The organism is Micromonospora sp. NPDC047134, assembly GCF_040643455.1.
Classification (GTDB): domain Bacteria; phylum Actinomycetota; class Actinomycetes; order Mycobacteriales; family Micromonosporaceae; genus Micromonospora.
Window position 1 is genome coordinate 7,530 of record NZ_JBEYUI010000038.1, and the last position, 21,285, is coordinate 28,814.

Annotated in this window: 17 protein-coding genes; 10 read left to right on the top strand and 7 right to left on the bottom strand. The window is 71.8% G+C overall.

Annotation, left to right across the window (positions count from 1 at the left end; all coding sequences use genetic code 11):
- From ABZ795_RS27320 to ABZ795_RS27340, 5 genes are all read left to right on the top strand, one after another.
- Positions 1-788: FAD-binding oxidoreductase (locus ABZ795_RS27320; protein ID WP_357532427.1), on the top strand; the 788-nt coding region annotated here is incomplete at its 5' end.
- A 153-nt stretch (positions 789-941) separates the two neighbouring features.
- Positions 942-1,826 (top strand): hypothetical protein, encoded by an 885-nt coding sequence (locus ABZ795_RS27325; RefSeq protein WP_357532428.1) that lies wholly within the window; start codon positions 942-944, stop codon positions 1,824-1,826.
- A 46-nt stretch (positions 1,827-1,872) separates the two neighbouring features.
- Positions 1,873-2,316, top strand: coding sequence for an ABA4-like family protein (locus ABZ795_RS27330; RefSeq protein WP_357532429.1), 444 nt, complete (start codon positions 1,873-1,875; stop codon positions 2,314-2,316).
- Positions 2,313-3,512, top strand: a complete 1,200-nt coding sequence (locus tag ABZ795_RS27335; RefSeq protein ID WP_357532430.1) for a histidine kinase — start codon at positions 2,313-2,315, stop codon at positions 3,510-3,512. Before ABZ795_RS27330 ends, ABZ795_RS27335 begins: the two co-directional genes overlap by 4 nt.
- Complete coding sequence (locus ABZ795_RS27340; protein ID WP_357532431.1) at positions 3,509-4,135, top strand: response regulator transcription factor; 627 nt, start codon at positions 3,509-3,511, stop codon at positions 4,133-4,135. The genes ABZ795_RS27335 and ABZ795_RS27340 overlap by 4 nt, the downstream gene beginning before the upstream one ends.
- Positions 4,136-4,146: 11 nt before the next feature.
- On the opposite strand, the gene ABZ795_RS27345 is transcribed toward ABZ795_RS27340, so the two are convergent.
- Both ABZ795_RS27345 and ABZ795_RS27350 read right to left on the bottom strand, forming a co-directional pair.
- Positions 4,147-4,644 (bottom strand): hypothetical protein, encoded by a 498-nt coding sequence (locus tag ABZ795_RS27345; RefSeq protein WP_357532432.1) that lies wholly within the window; start codon positions 4,642-4,644, stop codon positions 4,147-4,149.
- Positions 4,634-6,421, bottom strand: coding sequence for a RyR domain-containing protein (locus ABZ795_RS27350; RefSeq protein WP_357532433.1), 1,788 nt, complete (start codon positions 6,419-6,421; stop codon positions 4,634-4,636). The genes ABZ795_RS27345 and ABZ795_RS27350 overlap by 11 nt, the downstream gene beginning before the upstream one ends.
- A 312-nt stretch (positions 6,422-6,733) precedes the next feature.
- Between ABZ795_RS27350 and ABZ795_RS27355 the strand changes: the two genes are divergently transcribed.
- Positions 6,734-8,911 (top strand): AAA family ATPase, encoded by a 2,178-nt coding sequence (locus ABZ795_RS27355; RefSeq protein ID WP_357532434.1) that lies wholly within the window; start codon positions 6,734-6,736, stop codon positions 8,909-8,911.
- Between the two features lie 7 nt (positions 8,912-8,918).
- Here the strand turns inward: ABZ795_RS27355 and ABZ795_RS27360 are convergent, their stop codons facing one another.
- The 3 genes from ABZ795_RS27360 to fxsA are packed head-to-tail and all read right to left on the bottom strand — an operon-like array spanning position 8,919 to position 13,943.
- On the bottom strand, positions 8,919-9,908 hold the full coding sequence (locus ABZ795_RS27360; protein WP_357532435.1) for a hypothetical protein: 990 nt from the start codon (positions 9,906-9,908) through the stop codon (positions 8,919-8,921).
- 11 nt (positions 9,909-9,919) lie between these two features.
- The gene (gene fxsT / locus ABZ795_RS27365) at positions 9,920-13,765 is read right to left on the bottom strand and encodes an FxSxx-COOH system tetratricopeptide repeat protein (protein ID WP_357532436.1); all 3,846 of its coding nucleotides are present in this window, start codon (positions 13,763-13,765) and stop codon (positions 9,920-9,922) included.
- Positions 13,752-13,943, bottom strand: a complete 192-nt coding sequence (gene fxsA / locus ABZ795_RS27370) for an FxSxx-COOH cyclophane-containing RiPP peptide (RefSeq protein ID WP_327025789.1) — start codon at positions 13,941-13,943, stop codon at positions 13,752-13,754. The genes fxsT and fxsA overlap by 14 nt, the downstream gene beginning before the upstream one ends.
- A gap of 264 nt (positions 13,944-14,207) precedes the next feature.
- On the opposite strand from fxsA, the gene ABZ795_RS27375 reads away from it, so the two are divergent.
- Genes ABZ795_RS27375 through ABZ795_RS27385 form a run of 3 tightly spaced genes read left to right on the top strand, consistent with a single transcriptional unit; the run spans position 14,208 to position 17,538 of the window.
- Positions 14,208-15,407, top strand: a complete 1,200-nt coding sequence (locus tag ABZ795_RS27375) for an FxsB family cyclophane-forming radical SAM/SPASM peptide maturase (RefSeq protein WP_357532437.1) — start codon at positions 14,208-14,210, stop codon at positions 15,405-15,407.
- The gene (locus ABZ795_RS27380; RefSeq protein ID WP_357532438.1) at positions 15,404-16,717 is read left to right on the top strand and encodes an HEXXH motif domain-containing protein; all 1,314 of its coding nucleotides are present in this window, start codon (positions 15,404-15,406) and stop codon (positions 16,715-16,717) included. The genes ABZ795_RS27375 and ABZ795_RS27380 overlap by 4 nt, the downstream gene beginning before the upstream one ends.
- Positions 16,718-16,752: 35 nt before the next feature.
- A complete protein-coding gene (locus tag ABZ795_RS27385) occupies positions 16,753-17,538 on the top strand; it encodes a hypothetical protein (RefSeq protein ID WP_357532439.1) in 786 nt (261 codons plus the stop codon).
- A 13-nt stretch (positions 17,539-17,551) separates the two neighbouring features.
- Here the strand turns inward: ABZ795_RS27385 and ABZ795_RS27390 are convergent, their stop codons facing one another.
- The gene (locus tag ABZ795_RS27390; protein ID WP_357532440.1) at positions 17,552-19,168 is read right to left on the bottom strand and encodes a flavin monoamine oxidase family protein; all 1,617 of its coding nucleotides are present in this window, start codon (positions 19,166-19,168) and stop codon (positions 17,552-17,554) included.
- A gap of 104 nt (positions 19,169-19,272) precedes the next feature.
- Entirely contained in the window at positions 19,273-19,893 is a 621-nt protein-coding gene (locus tag ABZ795_RS27395) for an ABATE domain-containing protein (RefSeq protein ID WP_357532441.1), read from the bottom strand.
- 87 nt (positions 19,894-19,980) lie between these two features.
- Here ABZ795_RS27395 and ABZ795_RS27400 point away from each other — a divergent pair, with 87 nt between their 5' ends.
- Positions 19,981-21,249 carry an MFS transporter gene (locus ABZ795_RS27400; protein WP_357532442.1) on the top strand — a complete coding sequence of 423 codons (1,269 nt, stop codon included), beginning with the start codon at positions 19,981-19,983 and terminating at the stop codon, positions 21,247-21,249.
- The last annotated feature ends 36 nt before the right edge of the window (positions 21,250-21,285 follow it).

A 21,285-nucleotide genomic window follows, 5' to 3' on the forward strand; every position in this document is an offset into this window, starting at 1 on the left:
CCGCCGTACCCTCGATGCCGCCCGGGGCCGCGATCTGGCGGCGGGCCTGGCGGTTGGTCGAGCGCGCTGCGACCCGGGTGGGTGACGGGCCGGCCTCCTGGCCGGTCGAGGTCCTCGGCCGGGACCGGGCCGGGGACACCATCACCACCCTGACCGTACGCCCCTGGCGGCGGCTGCCGTTCCGGCCCGGCGACGCGGTGCCGGTTAACATGCCGCAGCATCCGGGGCGGTGGCGCTGGTACTGCCCGGCCAACGCCCCGCGCGCCGACGGCACCGTCGAGCTGCATGTCCGTGCCGTGCCCGGCGGCGACGTCTCACACCGGCTGGCCCATCAGGTACGCCCCGGCGACCTGCTGCGGCTCGGCCCACCCACCCCCACCGGCCTGGCCCTGCCGGGGTCCCCGACTCCGCTGCTGCTGGCCGGTGGCACCGGGCTGGCGCCGCTGCGTGCCCTGGTCGAGCAGATCGCCGCCGCAGCAGCTCAACCGGAGGTCACCCTGGTCGTCGGGGCCCGGACCTTCGTCGACCTGTACGACGCGATCGCCCTGGACAGGCTGACCCAGGCCCATCCCTGGCTGCGGATCGTGCCCGCCCTCTCCCACGATCCGCGCGCCGAGCCCGGTGAGCAGGGTGACGCCCTCACGGTCGCGCTGGATCATCTCCGCCCCGACCAGTGGGTGTACGTCTGTGGGCCGCCCGCGATGCTCGCCGGTTCCCGGCTGCGGCTGCTCGCCGCCGGGGTGCCCGCCGACCGCATCCGCCTGCCCGACCAGATCCCGTGGTGCTGACCGACCTCTCCTCCTACCGGGGTAGGAGGCGGAACCCGTACCTGTGGTCGCGGTCGGGGCCTGCGGTCGGGCGCGCGGCGGCAGCACGCCGAACAACATCGGGGTATGACTGCTACCTATCCGCGCCAGGGGGCTACCTGGCACCGTCCACTGATGGTTTTCACCTGGGCGATGGCGGGTCTCGCCGTCGTCTCCGCCGTCGGCGTCGTCGTCGACGGTCGGATCCTGACCGGTGTGCCGATCTGGCTCAAGCCGTTGAAGTTCGCGGTGTCCTTCGTGTTGTACGGGGTGACCCTGGCCTGGCTGCTCTCCCTGCTGCGCCGACGCAGCCGGGTGGCGGAGTGGACCGCCACCCTCATCGTGGCGCTGGGGGTGGTGGAGATGGCCATCATCGTCGGCCAGATGTTGCGGGGCACGACCAGCCACTACAACGTGAGCACCCCGTTGAACGCCCTGCTGTGGATGCTGATGGGTGCAGCGATCATGGTGTTGGCCGTGGCGCACCTGGTCCTCGCGGTGGTGCTGCTGCGGCAGCCGGTCGCCGACCGGGCCGGCCGGTACGCGATCGGGTTGGGGATGGGGCTGGCGCTGCTCGGCATGGTGGTGGCGACCCCGATGGTGATGGCCGGTGAGACGTCGACCGTCGAGGGGATCGCCGGGGCGCACAGCGTGGGGGTGGCCGACGGCGGGCCCGGGTTGCCGCTGGTGGGGTGGAGCAGCACCGGTGGGGATCTGCGGATCGGCCATTTCGTGGGGCTGCACGCCATGCAGGTGCTGCCGATCCTGGCGATCCTGCTGGGGCGGTTCGGTGCCGACCGTCTGAACGTGCACACCCGGGCCCGACTGCTGATCGTGGCGGGTGCCGGGTACGGCGGTCTCGTCCTCCTGCTGACCTGGCAGGCGTTGCGGGGGCAGCCGCTGCTGCGGCCGGACCTGCTGACCCTGGGGGTCGCGGCGGCCCTGCTGGTCGGTACGGTCACCGCCGCCGCGCTGGTGGTGGTCCGGGGCCGCAAACCCGAGGTGGCGTTGGCGGCATGAGGGCGCGCAGCATCAGGTGGGCGGGGCCGGAAGAAGGAGCGCAGACATGACCGAGGTGCTGTTCACGTTGACCTTCGCGGTGGCCGCGCCCTTCTGGGCGCTGATGATCCTGGCACCGAAGTGGTCGGTGACCGCCCGGATCATCGCCTCGCCGTGGATCGTGCTCCCCGGTGTGGTGATCTACGCGCTGCTGGTGCTGCCCGCCCTCGGCGAGGTGCTGCCGGCGGTGGCCTCCCCGACCCTTCAGGGGGTACGTGGCCTGCTGGGTGAGCCGGACGGTGCGGCGGCGGGCTGGGCGCACATGATCGTGTTCGATCTGTTCGTCGGTCGGTGGGCCTGGCTGGACAGTCGCAAGCGGCAGGTGCCGTCGCTGGTGATGGCCCCGGTGCTGCTGTTGACCATCCTCCTCGGCCCCCTCGGCCTGGGCGCGTACCTGGCTCTGCGGGGCAGGTGGACCCCCGGGGCGTACCGATCCGGAGGGCTAGGGTGATCTCCGTGGGGTGGGTGGGGCGCCTGTTCGACGCGCGGGACAGCTTCGCGCGGATGCTCCTGCTCGACCTCGCGGGCCTCGGCTACCTGATCTTCACTCCGCTCGGTGGCGACGGGCCGGTGGCCACCCAGTGGACCCTGGCGGTGATCGCCTTCTCCTTGGGCCTATTGTTGCACCGCCGACCCGTGGTCAACCTGGTGGCGCAGACCGCCCTGCTGGCCGTGGCGATCCGACTCCTGGACGACATCACGATCAACCAGGTGGGGGCCAGTTGGGCGTTGCTCGAACTGACCATGCGCGCCGGGTCCACCCGGACGATCTGGCTGGCCGTGACCGGGCTGGCGGCGGTGGCCCTGACCGACTCGATCGGCGAGCCCCTGCCCCGGTTCTTCGCCGGAGTGGTCGGGTTGCTGCTGGAGGTCGGGGTTCCGCTGCTGCTGGGCCTGGTCGTCCGGACGACCCGCGAGTTGGCCACCCAGGCCCAGCAGCGGGCGGCGGAGGAGCAGCGCCGCCGGGAGTCGGAGGACCGGGCCGCCCGCGCGGACGAACGCAGCGCCATCGCCCGGGAACTGCACGACGTGGTGGCCCATCATGTGGCCTCGATGGTGCTGCGGGTCGGGGTGGCCCGGCATGTCCTCACCGACCTGGACCCCCGGGTGGGCGCGGTCTTCGACGACGTGCACGGCACCGGCACCGCGGCCCTGGCAGACCTGCGCCGGCTGGTCGCGGTGCTGCGCGACCCCGAGGCGGTACGCGGCGACGCGGCGCTGACCGCGATCGAGCCGTCGGCGCTGCCGGCCGCCCTGGGGGCGGCCGTGGACCGGGCCCGCCAGGCCGGGATCACCGTGCAGGCCGACATCGACCCGGCGATCGGTGCAATCGACGCGGTACGGGGTCTGGCGGTGCTGCGGTTGACCCAGGAGGCGCTGACCAATGTGGCCAAGCATGCCGGTGCCGCCGCGGTGGCCCGGTTGACCGTGCGGGTGGTCGAGGGGGCGGTGCACTGGGAGGTGGTCGACGACGGGCCGGGCCGGGTGCCGGCCGGGCTGCCGGACGGCGGTGGCCACGGCATAGCGGGGATGCGGGAACGGGTGGCGGTGCTCGGCGGCCGGTTGGCGGCCGGACCGGTCGAGCAGCCGGGCCGGGGCTGGCGGGTACGCACCGTGCTGCCCGCCGCCACGGGAGGGGTGTCATGATCCGGGTGCTGCTGGTCGACGATCAGCATCTGATCCGCGCCGGTCTGCGGATGCTGTGTGAGTCCACCCCCGACCTCGAGGTGGTCGGGGAGGCCGACAACGGTCGGGAGGCGGTGTCCCTGGCCGCCCGGCTGCGGCCCGAGGTGGTGGTGATGGATCTGCGGATGCCGGGGGTGGACGGGATCACCGCCACCGGTCGCATCCTCGCCGAGCGGCCGGCCACCCGGGTGCTGGTGTTGACCACCTTCGGCGACGACGACCACCTGTATCCGGCCCTGACCGCCGGGGCCTGCGGGTTCCTGCTCAAGGACGCACCCCCCACCGAGCTGCTCAACGGCATCCGGCGGGCGGCATCCGGGGACAGCCCCTTCAGCCCGGAGGTGCTGCGGCGACTGGTGCAGCGGGCGGTGCACGCCCGCACCGGTACTCCGCAACGTCTGGACGGGCTGACCGCGCGGGAGCAGGAGGTGCTGGGGCTGGTAGCCGAGGGCCTGTCCAACACGGAGATCGCCCAGCGGCTCCACATCGGTGTCACCACCGTCAAGACCCACATCACCAGCCTGATGACGAAGACCGGCAGCCCCAACCGGGTACGCCTGGCGTTGTTCGCCCACGGGGTCTGAGGGGCCGAGATCTAACTGCGGTGGGCCTGCTCGGGCCAGAGCACCGTGGTGGGGATGCCCCGCTTCCGGGCCATGTCGATGGTCCGGTCCGTCGATGCCTCGTGGCGGCCGGCCGACCCGTCCCAGACCGCGATCAGCCATTGCACCCGGCTCAGCAGTTCCTCGTTGGCGGCCAGGTAGGCGGCCGTGCCGGAGTGGCGGTGCCCGGTGTGGATGATGTCGCTGGCCCGGTCCAGCAGGTCGTCGAAGTCGGCCCGGTGGGCGGCGGTGATCGTGTCGCGGTAGTCCAGGGCGGGCAGGATCACCTCGTAGGTGCCGCCGGTGGCCAGCACCACCCGGGCGAAGATCTGGTCGGTGCCGTCGGCCAGGCAGGTGACACCCCGCACCGGGTGGTCGCTGAGCCGGCCCAGTTCGGCCCGCAGGGCCGCGGCGATCGGCCCCACACTGCCCCGGGTCAGGTGGATGTGGCCGGTGATGCCGACCCGCAGCGGGCAGGGTTCACGGCCCATCGACCGCTCCCGGCCGTGGGGCGGGCACCGGGCTGGTCAGCCGGATCAACTCGAAGCCGCTGTCGGACAGCACATCCGGCAGCGCCCGGATCTCCTCACGGTTCTGCTCCTGCACGGCCGGGCTCAGCTCGTCCCAGGGGCGTAGTTCGGGATGCCGCTGTCGGAGTTCGTCACGCGGCTCACCGTACGTCCAGCCTTCCGCCCGCCGTTCCTGGCACCATCGTTCATGTTCCAGCCGGGCCAACTGTTCGATGCCGTCGGCGATGGCCTGCCCGGCGGCCGAGGCGTCACCGGTGTTTCCGTGCCGGGGGGCGACCACGCAGCCCAGGTTCAGCAGTTTCGCGGCGATGTCCTGGACGTGACTGCGGTTGGCCCGGCGCAGGGATTCGGGCAGCCCGGACCAGTCGACCATTGCGGGTGCCTCCCCGAAGCTCATCCCGGCCTGTTGCCGGGCGTGCAGGTACCGCTCGTGGATCTGCCGGGCCAACCGTTCGGTGAGATCCTCGGCGATCAGCCCGGCCTCGCAGGCGTGGGTCAGCACCGGGTAGAGACACAGCTTGCCGTGCACCTCGTCGAGCAGGTCGTGTCGGGAGTCGCCGTGGAAGGCGGCGGCCAGAGCGGCCTGCCGGTAGACCGGCACGAAGACACTGCCTCGGGTGCCCTGCCACAGGGCGGGAGTGTCCAGGGCGAACTGCAGTCCGTTGTTCTCGCCGGGCAGGCAGAGGTAGATGCGGTCGTATCCGCCCGTGGTGAACTGCGCCAACCCGGTGAGTTCGGCGATGTCCAGGTCGTAGGTGGACACCTCACAAACGGTACGCAGGAAGGGGTAGCGGGCCGCCACGAGGGCCAGTTCGGCCCCGGCGTCCGGGGCCACCAGGTCCACCCGCAGTCGGGTTCCGGCGTCCTGGGCCCGCCAGTGCCGGGCGGTCTCGACCAGCAGGGCACGGCGGAAGCTGCCGTTACCGACGATCAGTACGGTCGTGGCCCGGCCCCGGGCGGGTTGCAGGGGATGGTGTCGGTGCAGCGCGCGGGCGGCGATGTCGTCGACATGGAAGTAGTCCAGCCGCAGCCGGCTGGAACCGGCAGCCCCCAGCCGCCGGGCCTGCAACGACAGGCACACCTCCGGATCGTGGACCTGGACGTAGACCCTGGGAGGATTGCGCCGGTCCTGGATCAGGCGGCTGGCGGCGTTGGCGATCGCATGATTCAGGTCGTCGTCATGGGTGCAGGCGTAGATGGTGTGGGCCCGGGGCAGACCGGCCCCCCGCAGCACCTCGGGGCTGCTGGGGTCGCCGATGACCCCCAGGTAGCGGGGTTGGCGGTACTCCAGAGGCCCGAAGGGCTCGGAACGCACCACGACCACCCGCTCCCCGTCGGCGAAGAGACGGTCGGCGAGCATCTGGGCGAACTGGGAGTCCCCGCAGACCAGCACATGCCCGCTGGCCCGCCGGGCCCGCCACCGACGGATCTCGGCGGCCAGCAGCAGGCGGGCCGCCTCGGCGACGGCCAGCAGGGTGAACAGCGGGGCCACGAAGCGGGCCACCTGCAACTGCCACGGGTACGGGCCGGGGTTCTCGAAGGGCTCGGCGCTGAGGACGAACAGTTGCAGCGCGTAGTAGAGCACGTCGTAGGAGTCGTGGATGGCTTCCGGACGACACCTGCCCAGCCGCTCGAAGCCGATCCAGCCCAGCGTCAGGGCGACCGCTCCGATGACGCCGAACACCACCCGCAGCCACCAGGCGGACGGCCGGACGAAGCCGGAGGCCGGGTCGGTCATCGAACGGTGTCCTCCTCCGGAGGGCCGTCGGGGCGGGCCCCGGCCGGGTCGGGCCGCCACGGTCGGCATCCCGGCCACCGGACTGGCCCATGGGCCAATGGTATGGGACGAAGTCGATCACCAGAGCTTTCGGCATACCCGCCGAGCAGCACTTTTTGCAGGTAAGGCCGAATCTGAGCTCGATTGGAGGTCCGCTGGGATGGCTACCGAGGGCTACGATTTGAAGATGGCCCGGTGGCGGGGTACGGGGATTTCACCCTCCGCCGTGAGACTGCCTGGTGCCCAGACCAGAGCTACCGGAGGATCAGGGCAATGGACGCAATCGAAGATCCGCCGGCGGTCGACCCGGTCAATCCGTTCTCCCCGACAGCGGTGGCCCGAGTCACCGACGCGGGTGCGCTCGCCGCCACCACCGTGGTCACGGTGGCCATCCGGGACGCCCTCGCCCACCTGGACAACTACCTGCGTACCGGCAACGGCGGCACGGTCGCCGTGGTGGGTGACTACGGCACCGGCAAGACCCACCTGGCGGCCGAACTGCTGGCCCACGCCCGGCGCGGCAGCATCGGGGCGGGTCAGGCCGTCTACCTGGACGCACCCGCGGACACCTTCCTGTCGCTGAGCCGCCGGTTCCTGGGCCGACTGTCCCGGGAGGCGGTGCGCGCCCTGGTGCAGGGCTACCGGGCGGAGGTGACCGATGCGGCGGCGCAGCGGCCGGCCGGGTCGGATACCCGACTGCTGGCCGAGCGGTTGCGTGCCGAGTTGGCCGAGGTCACCACCGACCCCTCCGTCGGCATGGTGCTGGCGATGCTGGCCGACCCGGCCACGGAGGCCACCGCCTGGGACTGGCTGATGGGTTACCCCCCGGGGCCGGCCTTGACCGCTGCCGGGGTCACCACCCGGTCGGATGTGGAGTCCGGCGCGGTGGAGACGATCGGGGTGCTGGCCCTGCTGCACGCCCGCCGCCACGAACGGTTCGTGCTGGTGCTGGACGAGTTGGACAAGATCCTGTCCACCGCGGGGCGGCCCGGGGACGAGACCATGGCCCGGTTCGCCCGGATGCTCGGGGTCTTCGCCTCGGCCGGTGCCCTGCTGGTGATCGCCGGGCTGCCGGAGCTGCTGCACCTGCTCTCCCCGCAGGTGCGCCAACGGATCGGGCCGATCGTGCGGATGTCCGCGCTCACCGCGCAGGACGTCCGGGACTTCATCCGGCAGAGCCAACTGCGGGCCTTCGGTCAGGCGAGACTGTCGCCGTTCACGGTGGAGACCACGGAATACCTGACCAACCTGACCGACGGGGTGCCCCGCCGACTGATCCGACTGTGCTACCACCTGTATCAGCGGGCCATGCAGGAGGGCACCCCGGTCACCCATCGCATGGTGCGGGAGGCCGTACGGGTCCAGTTCGACCTGGCCAGCCGCCAGGATGTCGCCGCCGACGTGCGGCGGGTGCTCACCCAGGAGGGCTGGTCGTACCAGCGGGACCACCTGATCGGGTCGCTGCGGGACCTGCCGGTGGACTTCTGGGTGCCCCTGGACGAGCAGGGCGCCGGATGCTGCGTCCTGCTGACCGAGTCGGTGCTCAAGGTCGAGGAGGTCGACGAGCTCAACCGTCGGGTGGTGGCCATCCGGTCGGCCGTGCCGGACAGCGAGGTGATCCTGGTCGTCGTCGGGCATCTGCCGGCGGAGTTCTCCGCGGACCTCACGGAGACCTTCAGTGCGGAGCCGATCGTCCACGATCCGCAGACCTTCGCGGAGGATCTGTCCGGCAGCGTCAAGGCCTCCATGCGGCGGCTGGAACAGACCCTCGGGGCGGACGCCCTGACCTCCGTACGGCAGCGGGTGGAACGCATCCAGCGGCAGCAGACCAACGCGCAGCGGTCACTGGAACGGCTGTCGTACCAACTGGACGAGATCCGGGGAGACCTGCGCCCGGATACCCGAGGGCCGGTGCGACGCGAGCCGGCCGCCACCAATCCCCCGGGCGAGAACGGGCTGACCAGTGCCCTACCGGGCCGGGTGGCGCGGGTCTTCGTCGAGGCCGTGCAGGCGCTGGACCAGCTAGCCGGCTTCGAACGTCACCTGCGGGACGCCTTCACCCCCTCCCGGCCGGAGGCTCGCCGGTCCGGCGAGGCGGCCCCGCTGCTGCGCTCGGGCCTGCGGTCGCGGGACGTCCAACGGGCCCTGGGCACGGCCCTGGTGCTGCGCCGGCTGATCGAGGCGTTCCGCGAGGGGGTCGAGCAGTGGTACACCCACCACCGGCAGACCCCCCACCCGGCCGACCTGCAACGTCTGGACCGGCTCTGCGAGACCTACGACGGGATCGCCGAGTACCTGCCGCTGTTCCAACTGGACCTGCTGGACGATCTGGCCCTGCCGGAGGGAGGGGTCCCGGCCGAGTCGACGGACCGGTCGCTGAACTGGTCGGAGGCCCGGTCGATGTTCGACGGGCTCAGCGGCCAGGTACGCCGACAGGTCCTCCAGGGCTGACCCGGGATCAGGCCCGACCCTGGGCGAGTTGCCGGCCCACCCGCCACATGGCCTGGTCGGCGTGGCTGACCCAGTCCTGGTCCAGGCACACCCCGAAGAGGTACTCGTCCGGGGCCAGCAGGTAGTAGTAGACCGCCCCGATCTCCAGATCCAGCACCAACCGCTCCACCTCCCCGGTGATCGCCCGGCGGAGGTCCCGGCTGACCTGTAGGGCCAGCAGGGACAGGTCCCGGGCCAGGCGCTTGTAGCCGGTGCGCCGGTCGGCCACGGTGGCACCCCGGTTGAAGTACTGTTCCAGATCCGGGTGCCCCAGGATGTCGACCGCGCCGACCTGCTCCCCCAGCCGGTGATGACTGAGATAGTGCAGGCCGGAGGGGCGCAGGGCCTGCAGCAGGACTGCCTCGCTGTCACCCACCTCGGTCAGGTAGGGCCGGATGTCGCCGTCCGACGAGGGCGGGACATAGGTCTCGGTCTGCCAGCCGCCCGGATTCTGTGACGGCTGTCGTACCAGCCCCCGCAGGTCGGTGGCGAGCCTGGCGGCCCCCTGGTCGGCCTGGCTGGCCGTGGCCGGGTCGACCACCGGGCCGGCGGCCGGTGCGGTGCTGGCGAAGCCCACCACGTGCTCTCCGCCGGTCGTGGTGTTGCAGAAGACGTAGTCCAACCGGGTCTGTGCGGCCAACCGCACCAGCCCGCCACATTGCAGGTGCCAGACCCGTCGGCTCAACTCGGCGGCCCGGTAGACCAACTGGGCGCCCACCCGGCGGTACGCCTCCCGGCGCTGGGTCAGGTCGGTGTGCCCTCGACCGGGCGGCGCCGAGTCGTGGGCCAGCAGGTCCAGCGAGAAGTCGAGCACTCCCCCGGTGTAGTGCGCGAGGTGGTAGACCGACGGATTGTCCAGGAGCAGCTGGCGACACAGGTTGCGCTTCTTGCGGAAACCCGGGACGTCCTGCTCGCCGGACTCCTCCACCACGGCACCGATCAGCTGCGGGTCGGTCACCTGGTCACTCCTCAGCTTCTCGGCACGTCGATGTCGGTGTCGGTCAACACGGTCACCCCGAGATCGTCGATCCCGTCGCGTCGGGCGACGATGGCGGCGAGGTTGGCGGCGGCGTCGCCGGTGCAGGGGTGTCCGCGGCCCAGGAACCGCAGACTGGTCAGGTGGGTCTCCTGCTGAAGTCGTACGGCGTCGGCCAGGTCACCGTGGGCGGCCAGGTGACCGGCCTGGGCCGTCGCGGCGGTCAGGGTCCAGGGGTGGGCGTCGCCGAGCCGGGCCCGCAGGGTGCGCATCCCCCGCTCCCCGTCGCGGATCGCGTGGTCGTACTCGCCGGTGCCCCGGTGGCAGATGCCCAGGTCCACCGAGCAGACCGCGGTGAAGGGGTGCCCGGTCTCCAGGGTCCGCTCGTAGCCGCGCAGGCAGCGCATGGCGTGCTCGACCGCGACCCCGGGGTCCCCGGCCCGGTAGTAGTCGATGGCCATGCTGAGCAGGCTGGACCGGGTCAGGGGGTGGTCCTCCCCGAAGCGGTCCCGGTAGCCGCGGAAGGTCTCGATGCTGCGCTTCTTGGCGGCCAGGGTCAGCCTCAGACGGCGCTCGGTGACCGCGAGACTGCGATTGACCTGGAGTTCGTCGAGTTGGGAGGCGGTCCGCAGCTCGTGCACCCGCTCCAGGGTGCCGCGCAGGGTGGTCAGCGACTGCTCGTACTCGCCGACCTCCCGCTCCAGGGTGCCGACCAGGCAGGAGGCCCGCCAGGTTGCCGGCTCCTCCGGGCCGAACAGGGTCATCCACCGGTCGAACAGTTGGTGCGCCAGGCGCAGGGCCTCCCGGGCGTCGCCGGTCAGATAGAAGGAGATGGCCAGGTTGTTGATCGCCATCCGGGTGTTCGGGTGGTCACCCCCGAGCACCTCGAAGTAGCCGTTGAGGGTGGCCTGGTCCTCCACCAGGGCGTCCTCGAACCGGCCCAGCCCCCGCAGGTCGCCGCCCCGGCCCCGGCCGGCGATGAGGGTCCGGAAGTGTCGCAGTCCGTAGCGGCGACGCTGCTCGCTGAGCACCTGCTCGTCCAGGCGCAGCGCCTCCTGGGGCCGGCCCAGCACCCGGTGCAGATTCGCGGTCTGCACGAACAGGCGCATGGTGAGCTGGTCGAAGTCGCCGCCGGCCGCCCACCGGTCACAGGCCTGCTGGGCCAGGCGTACCGCGGACTGCCAGGCGTCGCTGTCGCCGAAGTAGTACAGGTAACGGACCTGTTTGACCACCCAGTGCCGCACCCGGGGGCCGTCGGCGGTCAACGCTCCGGAGGGCACCAGGTGACGTTGCAGCTCCTCGAAGATCGGCAGGTAGCGGCGGTCGTCGGCCTCCGGGTCGGTCGGCGCGTACCCGGCCAGGCCGTGCAGGACCTGGCGGTGTCGTTCACCTCGCTGCGGCTCGGGTATCGACTCGCGGATCAGCACCTGGATGGCCCGGTGCATCCGCAGGGCGGCACCCCGCCCCCAGTCGATGTCGAACAGGGCGAAGCGGGCCCCCACCGCCAGCACCAGGTCGATCTCCCCGGCGGCCAGCAGCATCTCCTCCGGGTCGGCCTCGGCCGCCGCGGCCAACTGCACCAGCATCGAGGTCGAACGCAGCAGCGGCAGACCGATCCCCTCCGGGGAGAGGTACGCGGCGATCTCGGCCACCCGGATCGCCAACCCACCGAACTCGGTGTCCCGCAGGGTGGCCAGGGTGTTGTCCAGCACCCGCGCCACCGTGGAGGTACGCGAGCCCGGGATCCGTTCGGTCGGCTCCTCCACACCCGGGCGGCTGACCCCGGACAGCAGCTCCTCCACCGACCGGCTGACCGCCACCAGGTTGGGCACCCCCTCCAGTTCCAGGGTGCGGGTGCGCTCCCGGATCCAGGCCGTGGCCAGCCGCAGCGCCAGGGGCAGGTGGTCGACCGCGGCGGCGATGGTCCGGGCGTCCGCGGCGCTGATGCCGAGCATCCGCCGCAGCATGGTGACGCTCTCGTCGCCGCTGAACGCGGCCACCTCCAGCGGGGAGGGCAGGTTCGAGGAGCCGTCGTCGCGGGAGGTGAACAGGATGTGACCGGCCCCGGGGCGGGGCAGCAGCCCGGACAGCACCTCGGCGTCGTCGGCGTTGTCGTAGATCAGCAGCCAGCGGGCGATGCTGCCCCTGGGTGCCGACAGGGCGGCCACGGCCGCCTCCGCCGCGCCGACGCTGTCCACCACGTTGATCTCCTGGGCCAGCTCTCCCAGGGCCGCCTGCACGGTCTCCCGGTCCTGGGCCGGTATCCACCAGACCACGTCGTAGTCGTAGGCGAAGCGGTGGGCGAACTCGCGGGCGATCTCACTCTTGCCGACCCCGGCCCCGCCGGTCAGGGTCACCGGCCCACCGGCGTCGGTGAGCTGGTCACGCAGTCGTTCCAGGTAGTCGCTGCGGCCGACGAAGGAGGCGTTGCGGGTCGGCAGGTTGGAACGCAGTCGGCGTTCCGTCTCGGCCGGGTAGCGCGGGACCGAGCGCAGGTCGCCGGTGGGCTGGATGGGCGCGATCAGGCCCAACTGACTCAGCAGCAGAGGTTGGGCCCGGGCGGCGTCCACCTCGCGCAGGTCGATGATCCGGCTGGCATCCAGGTGGCTCGGTGGCTGACCGTCGGTCAGCACCCCGAACACCTCGATGTCCGGGCCGGCCGTCAGCTCGGCACCCAGGGCCTTGACCACGCCTGGGGAGAGCAGGGCCAGTACGGTGGCGTCCGCCTCGTACGCCGGTGCGGCGCCGCCCCGCAGGGCGTGCGGGTGGACCTGGACGTTGGCCCGCCGCAGCTGACCGGCGATCCAGTCGGCGTACGGCCGCTCCGCCGGCTCGTACAGCACATGGATCTCGTCCGCGCTCTCCGCGCGTTCCAGCAGGACCCCCCGCCGGTAGCGGCGGCGGATCCGCTCGGGCACCTCGGCCACCCGGGTCACCGCGCCGCCGCTGATCCAGGAGGCCATCTGCTCGTACGCCGACAGCAGGCTGCTCTGCTCGCCCGGGGTGTCGGCCAGCACGGCCAGCACGTCGTCGTAGGTGTCGTAGGTCGGTTCCGGCACCTCCACGATCTCGATGGCGGAGTTCGGTGCCCCGGTGGCCTCGTCCAGCAGCCTCGCGAAGGCCTTGCGGGCCGAGTCGCGGGCCTCGCCGTACCAGGGTTGGCTGACGTCCCGCAGGGTGGGTGCGGCGAGGATCCGGATGCCGCCGGTGGCCTGCCGTTGCAACTGGTCGGCCAGGTCGGCGGCCTGCTGGAGGGCGGGACGGCGGGGCGGAATGCAGACCACGGCGACGTCGCTGAGCATCGCGGCGTAGCTGACCCCTGGCATGGTGAGATCCACCGGGGTGTCGATCAGGACGTAGTCGTAGCCGGCCTGGCGCAGCAGCAACCGGGCCCGGACCGGGTCGACCTTGGGCAGGCCGTCGACCTCCATGCTCACCCCGACCAGGGCGAACCCGAAGCTGGTGCCGGGGATCGCGTACCGGTAGAGCATCCCCTGCTCCGGGGCGGGCGGCCCGCTCAGCGCGGAGGGGCGGTGCCCGGGGGCGTCCGGATGCGGGCTGGTCAGGGTGGCCAGCTCCGCGCCGTACACCCCGGCGCTGGCGACGGCGTCGACCCGGAAGGAGCGCAGGTAGTCGTAGACCCGGGGGGTCTTGGTGCACCAGTCGACCGCCAGGACCCGCTTGCCGTTGGAGGCCAGGATCCAGGCGATGTTGGCCACCGCGCTGCTGCGCCCGGAGTTGCCGCTGGTCGGCGACACGAAGGACACGATGGTGCAGTGGGCCGCAGGTTCTCCCCCGCCCACGGCGGCCGGGCCGCCCGGCTGGTCAGTCGTCGCCATCGATCGCACTGTTCCAGCCTGCGTACTGGTCACCGGCGGCGGCACTGCGGCGTTGCAGGCGGTGCAGCGCGGCCAGCAGGACCTGACTGGGTACGCCTTCCAGGGTGGCCAGGTCCACTTCGGTCAAGTCGATCAGATCGGAGCGCAACACGTCTTCCCCGGTGTCCAACCCGATCACCGCCTGTCTGCGTATCGCATATCGGGTCGCCTCGAAGCCGGACATAGATCGTTGGCCAGATCCGCTGCGTACGCCCATGATAACGGTACGGCGTCGACCTCACGGGGGCCCGACTTACCGTCCGGACTGTAGGAAACGGACCGGTCGAGGGCGTTGCACCTCGGCGTCCTTCGATGTGACAGCCACCCGTTCAATGTCGGTTGTCGATGTATGCTGGTGGGCCCGACGGCGGCCCGCCAGCCGTCGCCAGTTCGTGGAGCTCCTATGTCCGGATCCGATGAGGACCATCGGCCGGCCGCTGATTCAGCCGTCCGCCGCGCCCCGCCGATCGCCCTGCGCCAGTTCGTGCTCAAGCTGCACAGTCGCTGCGACCTGGCCTGCGACCACTGCTACGTCTACACGATGGCCGACCAGCGTTGGCGGGACCTGCCCCGGACGATGTCGCCCCGGGTGCTGGAGGCCACCGCCGGGCGCATCGGCGACCATGCCCGCGCACATCGACTGGACCGGGTCTCCGTCGTCCTGCACGGCGGGGAACCCCTGTTGGTCGGACCGGCCCGGATCGAGCACGCCGTGTCGGCCATCCGACAGGCGGTGGCCCCGGTACCGGTGCGGATCACCGTGCAGACCAACGGCCTTCAGTTGACCGAGGCCTACCTGCGGCTGCTCGACCGGCTGGACGTCCGGATCAGCCTGAGCCTGGACGGCGACCGGGACGCCCACGACCGGCATCGACGCGGACCGGACGGACGCGGCAGCCACGATCGGGTCGCCGCGGCGATACACCGGCTGACCACGGGCCACCCGCACCTGTTCAACGGTCTGCTGTGCACGATCGACCTGCGCAACGACCCGGTCGACACGTACCGCCGCCTACTGGCCCACCGGCCCCCGGCGGTGGACTTCCTGCTGCCGCACGGCACCTGGCACACTCCCCCGCCCGCCCGGGTGCCCCAGCCCGGATCCACCCCGTACGCGGACTGGCTGATCGCGGTCTTCGCGCACTGGTACCACCAACCCGGACCACCGGTACGGATCCGCCTCTTCGACGAGATCATCCAGGTGCTGCTCGGCGGCACCTCCCGAGTGGCCGGGGTGGGCACCAGCGCGGTGGCGGTGGCCGTGGTGCAGACCGACGGGGCGATCGAGATGGACGACACCCTGGCCGCCGCGTACGACGGCGCCGCCCACACCGGACTGCATGTGCTGCGGGACCCCTTCGACACCCTGCTGGACCTGCCGGCGGTCCGGCAACAGCAGGCCGGGCTGGCGGCCCTGAGCGCCACCTGTCGGGCCTGCGACCTGGGTCGGGTGTGCGGCGGCGGGCTGCGTACCCACCGCTGGGCGGCCGACACCGGCTTCGACAATCCGTCCGTCTACTGCCCCGACCTGTACGCCCTGATCAATCACATCGGGGGCACGGTGCGCCGCGACCTGGCCCTGCTGTCCGGGGCGGCCCGGTGATACCGACCGAGCATCGACTGCCCCGGGCGGTCCTCGACGAGTTGGCCGCCGGGCGCGGCGGCGCGGAGGGGGTGGCCCTGTTACGGGCCGCCCAACACAGCAAGTCGATCCTCCTGGTCCGCGCGATAGTCCTGCTGCTGCGCCAGCGGGGACACCCCGACCGGGCGGCGGTCGAGGCGGCGTACCGGCTGCTGGCCGGGCTGCGGCCGGAGGTGCGGGCCGCGGCGCTGGCCCATCCACCGGCCGCCGCCTGGGCCTTCGGCACGGCGGCCCTGCTCGGCGGGGCGGATCCGACCCGGACCTACCCCGGGCTGCTGGCGGCGGTGGCGGCCACCGCGGCCGTCCGCGCCGGGGTGACCGCCGACCTGGAGGTGCCCCTGGCGGAAGGGGCGGCCGGCCGGTTGGATCTGCCCGGCCTGGGCACGGCGGAGCTGCCGGCCGCCACCACCCGCGCCCGGATTCGGGTCGACCGAGGACAGGCCTGGGCGCACGGTGCGGGCGAGCGGGTCGCCATCGGCGTCGGCTCGACCGACCCCCGGTGGCAGCCGGTGCCCCGACTGGTGCTGGCCCACCACGGGCTGCGGTTGTCCCTGCTGCTGGACACCCGCAGTTGGCGGCATGTGCCGGGGATCGGCACCGGCCACCGCATCGGCGGGGAGTTGACCCCGGCCTGGCGGTCCCGACTGGAGGAGGCCTGGCGGCTGCTGGTCGAGCACCACCGGCCGGTCGCCGAGGAGATCGCCGGAGCCATCCGGGCGTTGGTGCCGGTCGGGGCGCCCCGGTACGGCAGCCGCAGCGGCACCTTCCACCACGCCTTCGGGTCGGTGGCCATGTCCCTGCCGCCGGACGGCCGATCCGCCGCCGTCGTGCTGGCCCACGAGATCCAGCACGCCAAGCTGGCCGCCCTCACCGACATGTTCGCCCTGCTGGAACCGGGCCCGCCCGAGCTGTTCTACGCGCCGTGGCGGACCGACCCCCGGCCCCTGGACGGGTTGCTGCACGGGGCGTACGCCCATCTGGGGGTGGCGGGGTTCTGGCGTCGGCAGGTGCGGGCCACGGCCACCGGGGCGGCCCGGTATCGCGCGGAGGTCGAGTTCGCCCGGTGGAGCCGGGCGGCCGAGGACACCGTACGGGTGCTGGCCGCGCAGCGGCGACTGACCCCGGTGGGTCGGCACCTGGTCGAGGGCATGGCCGCAGTCCTAGCCGGTTGGGTCCGGGAACCGGTCAGCGCCCTGGCCGCCGAGCAGGCCGGTCGGCTACTCGCCGAACATCGCGCCCGGTGGGACCGGTCTCGCACGCCGACCGGCTGACAACTCGTATCGCTGAACTCCACTACGCTGGGTCCATGGGGGAGGACAACGATCGATCAATGCGCCGTGAGTGTTTCGTGATCGCACCGATCGGCCCGGAGGGCTCGGAGATCCGCAAACGCAGCGACCAGATCCTCAAGCACGTCATCCGACCGGTGGTCGAGGAGCGGGGCTACGTGGCCGTGCGGGGCGACGAGATCGAACGCGCTGGCATGATCACCTCGCAGGTACTGGACCGGATCATTCAGAACGACCTGGTCATCGCCGACCTCACCGACCAGAATCCCAATGTCTTCTACGAACTGGCGGTGCGGCACGCCCTGCGCAAGCCGTTCGTGCAGTTGCTGGCGAAGGGTCAGCAGCTGCCCTTCGACGTGCAGGGCATGCGGGTGATCCTGGTCGACCACACCGACCTGGACAGCGTGCACCACGCCAAGGATCAGCTGGGCCGGGCCATCGACGCCTTCGGGGAGGGCGCCGACATCGTCACCCCGATGTCGGTCGCCCTCACCCTTCAGGAGCTACGCGGCTCGACCAGCCCTCGGGAGGCCGGTCTGTCGCAGATCATCGAGACCCTGCCGCAGATGATGGACATCCTTCAGGATGTGCAGCGTCACCTGGGCACGGGCGGTTTCACCGAGGGGTCGGCCGACGACGACCACCGTCGGCTGCGCACCCTGGTCGAGTCCCTGGCCGCCCGGGGCGGGGTGACCGCGGACGAGCTGAGCGAGCTGCTGGGCGGCGGCAGCAGCCGGTTCGAACGCTGGGTCGAGGCTCTCATCCTGCGGGTCGGTCACACCAACAGTCACCGCCCCGACTGACTCCCCCGACCCCTCAGCTGGACATGACCCGGGCGTGCAGGTCGGTGACGACCAGACGGGCCGACTCGAAGGCCCCGGCCTGCCAGGCGATGTAGTGGCTCAGGTGGTCACCGGCGAAGTACACCCGCCCGTCGGGCTCCAGCAGCCGCCCGTAGTGTCCGCCGGTGGTGCGGGAGGGCCACGACACCCAGCCACCCTCGGAGTAGCGGGTGCGTTCCCAGGCCACCGAAAAGGAGGTCTCCAGCTCGGTGCGGTACTTCTCGCCGTGGATGCGTACCCCCTGGGCGACCGCGCGGGCCTCCCGGTCCGCCGGGGACAGGGCGGCGTACGCCCGGGCGTTGGCCCCGTTGTTGTAGTACCCGACCACGACCCCCTTGGCGCCGTGGTAGCCGTAGGAGGGGTACCAGATCGCGGACAGGTCCAGGTTGGTGTTGGTGATGCCGGAGTAGATCTTGTCGTCCTGCTCCCACCACCGCCGACCGTACTGCAATCCGATCTTGCCGGTGGTGTTCGGGGAGGCGTACGCCAGGGCGGTCCGGACCGGCTCGGTGAGGTTCGAGGGGATCTTCGCCAGCACCTGCGGCGGGATGGTGCAGACACAGAAGTCCGCGGTCGCGGTCCGCAGCCTGCCGCCGGGTCCGGTGTAGACCACGGACACCCCGGAGCCGGTGTTCGTGAGGGAGCGGACCTCCGCCTCGTAGCTGATGTGGCGCCGCCCCACGGCCTCCTCCAGGGCGTACGCGATGCGGTCCATCCCCCCGACCGGCTGGAACATCAGCATCGCCTGGTCGTAGCCGAACTCGAAGGAGAAGTACCGGCCGACACCGCTGGCCAGCACGTCGGACAGCGGATAGGGGGTGAGTCTGGGGGTACCCGCCTGGAAGCCTGCGCCCGGCTCCACCTCGTAGCCACGCCGGTTGGTGCCGGTGTACCGCCAACTGGCCGCCGGGTCACCGGCCACCCGGGGACCGATGGCACCGAAGGAGCGCAGGAACTCCAGCAGCCGCTCCTTGTCCTCGCCGGTGAGGTGGGTGTCCAGGGCACCCTGGTCGGTGGCCTTGGCGAGCAGTTCGGAGACGTACCCGTAGACGTCGGCCTTGGCCTCCCGGTGCCGGATGGGTTGCCCGGAGAGGGCTCCGACGTTGTCGTTGAAGTAGTAGCCGTCCGCGTTCTGGTTGCCGAAGATCTCGACCGGCACCCCCAGTTCCCGGCAGTAGTCCATGGTCACCATGTGCTGGGCGATCCGCGCCGGACCGGCGTTGAGGTACTGGCCACCGGCGAAGCGGGCCCGTTGGGTGTGCCCGTCCAGGTCGGTCTCGACCGTGCCGCCCCGCACCGTCCAGTTACGACCGCCGGGACGGTTGCGGGCCTCCAGGATCTGCACCCGGTAGCCGGCCTTGCCGAGTTCGTACGCGGCGGCCAGCCCGGCAATGCCGGCACCGAGGACCAGGACGGATTTCGCGGACCGGCCGGTCAGGGTGAAGTCCGATCGGTCCGGCGCCCGAAACGGCGGCGCCGCCTGGGCGGGCGGGGCCAGGCCGAGAGCGGCCATGGTGCCGTAGAGGACCCCCGCTCCGCCGGACACCCCGACGGCTTGCAGGAACTGACGCCGGGTCGTGGAACTGGTCATCGCCCGCCTCCTTGCCGAAGATCGATGGGTGACGATCTCAATGGCGGGTTTCACCGGCGGGTCATCCCGGTAACGCCGGCATCACCGGCGGACGGGACGCCGCCTCACCGGACGCGACGGCCCTGGCGGGCGGTGAGGTAGCGGCGGATCTTCTCGGCGGTGCCGCAGTCGTCCATGCTGCACCAGCGGCGGCTGCGGTTCTTGCTCTCGTCGTAGAAGAGGAAGCGGCAGCCTCCGCAGCCCTTGACCCGGTTCAGTTGGCCCGTGGTGAGCAGTTGGGCGGCCGCGTGCACGACCGGTCGCAGCGGCCGGGCCAGGGTGTCGTCGGCGTGCCAGGTCCAGACGAAGGTGTGGTCACGATCGAGTCGTGCGTGGCGCAGGGCTTCCGCCTCGTCGTCCCGCAGCCGGGCCAGGGCCGAGGGGTCCGGGTCCCGGTCGGTGGCCAGCGCCCGGAACACCTCGTCCAGGTAGTCGCGGATGCCCAGGGCCTGCCCGAAGACGGCCTCGGCCTCGCCCGGGCGGTCGCGGCAGCGCCGACGCAGCACCGCCGCCTGCGCCTGGGTCAGGGCCTCCGCGTAGACCCCCCAGTCGAGCAGGGCGGAGTAGCCGGTGAGGGTGTCGTCATCCGCCGCGCCGGTGGGTGGACCGGAGCGGGTGTTGACGAAGTCCAGGGCCAGGTTGCCGCCCACCAGGCGCATCCGCCTGACGTCCTCGGGTGTTTCCATCAAAAGCCACTTTACCAGTTGACCCATCGATGAAGGACATCTAGTTTCCTCCATATCGGGTTTAGGGGGTAACAGTGGGAGGTTCGGATGAGACGCAGTCGGGCGGTGGGCGCGTTGATCGGCCTGGCCGGAGGGACCTTCCTCTACACCACCGCGGAGGCGCTGCCGATCGGGCTGTTACTGCCCATGGCCGCCGACCTGGCCGTCACCCCCGCGCAGGTCGGCCTGCTCGTCACCGCGTACGGCGCGGTGGTGATGGTCGCCTCGGTCCCGTTGACCGCGCTGGTCCGGACCATCCCGCGCCGACGGTTGCTGTCGGCTCTGCTGGCCGGCTTCGTCCTCAGTACCGCGATCACGGTGGTGGCGGATGACCTGACCCTGCTCCTGGCGGCCAGGATGGCCACCGCCGCCACCCACGCACTGTTCTGGGCGGTCGTGGTGCCGGCAGCGGCCGAACTGTTCCCGCCTCGACTGCGCGGGCGGGTGGTCGCGGTCGTCTTCGCCGGCGGCACGGTCGCGTTGGCCCTCGGCGTACCCGCCGGGACCTGGCTGGGTGAGCGGGCCGGCTGGCGGGTCTCCTTCCTGGGGGTCGCCGCCCTCGGCGCGGTCGTGCTCGCCACGGTGGCCGCGCTGCTGCCCTCGACGCGACCTGACCAGGGGCATGCCGCTCGCGGTGCGACGCCCGACGCCCGCCGCTTCTGGTTGTTGGTGGCGATGGCCGTTCTGGCGACCGCCGGTGCCATCGCCGCCTACACCTATGTAGCCCTCTTCGTCACCGAGGTGGCCGGGTTCTCCGCCGCCTCCGTCGGGGCCATCCTGCTGGTACGCGGTATCGCCAGCGTCCTCGGCATCCTCACCGTCGCCGCGGTGGTGGACCGCAGCCCGTGGACGGTCCTGACCGCGACCGTCGCGCTGCAGTCGGGGGCCCTGCTCGGCCTCTACACCTTCGGCCACCGACCGGCGGTGGCCGTCGGCCTGATCGCGGTGGCCGGACTCGCCTTCGCCGCGTTCACCGCCGCCCTCGGGGGCCTGGTGCTCCAGGTGGCCCCCGGGCGGTCCGACCTGGCCGCCGCCACCGTCTCCGCCGCGGTCAACGTCGGTATCACCGCCGGGGCCCTGATCGGCGGTCTGGTCCTGCCCGGCCACGGCGTACGCAGCACCGTGCTGATCGGCGCCCTGCTCGGCATCGTGGCTGCGGTGCTGGCTCTCGGCGAACGACGTATCCGGCCCGCCGCCGCACCCCTAGGACTGTCCGATGACCTACAGGGACCCCGGACGATATGGCCGGCCTCACGCTCGGCAGGGCAGAATCGGGAAACGCCATCGTCGCAAGGCTCATCAGGGAGACCGGCATGACTGACCTGACCGACGCCGCCGGGCGCAGGAGCACAC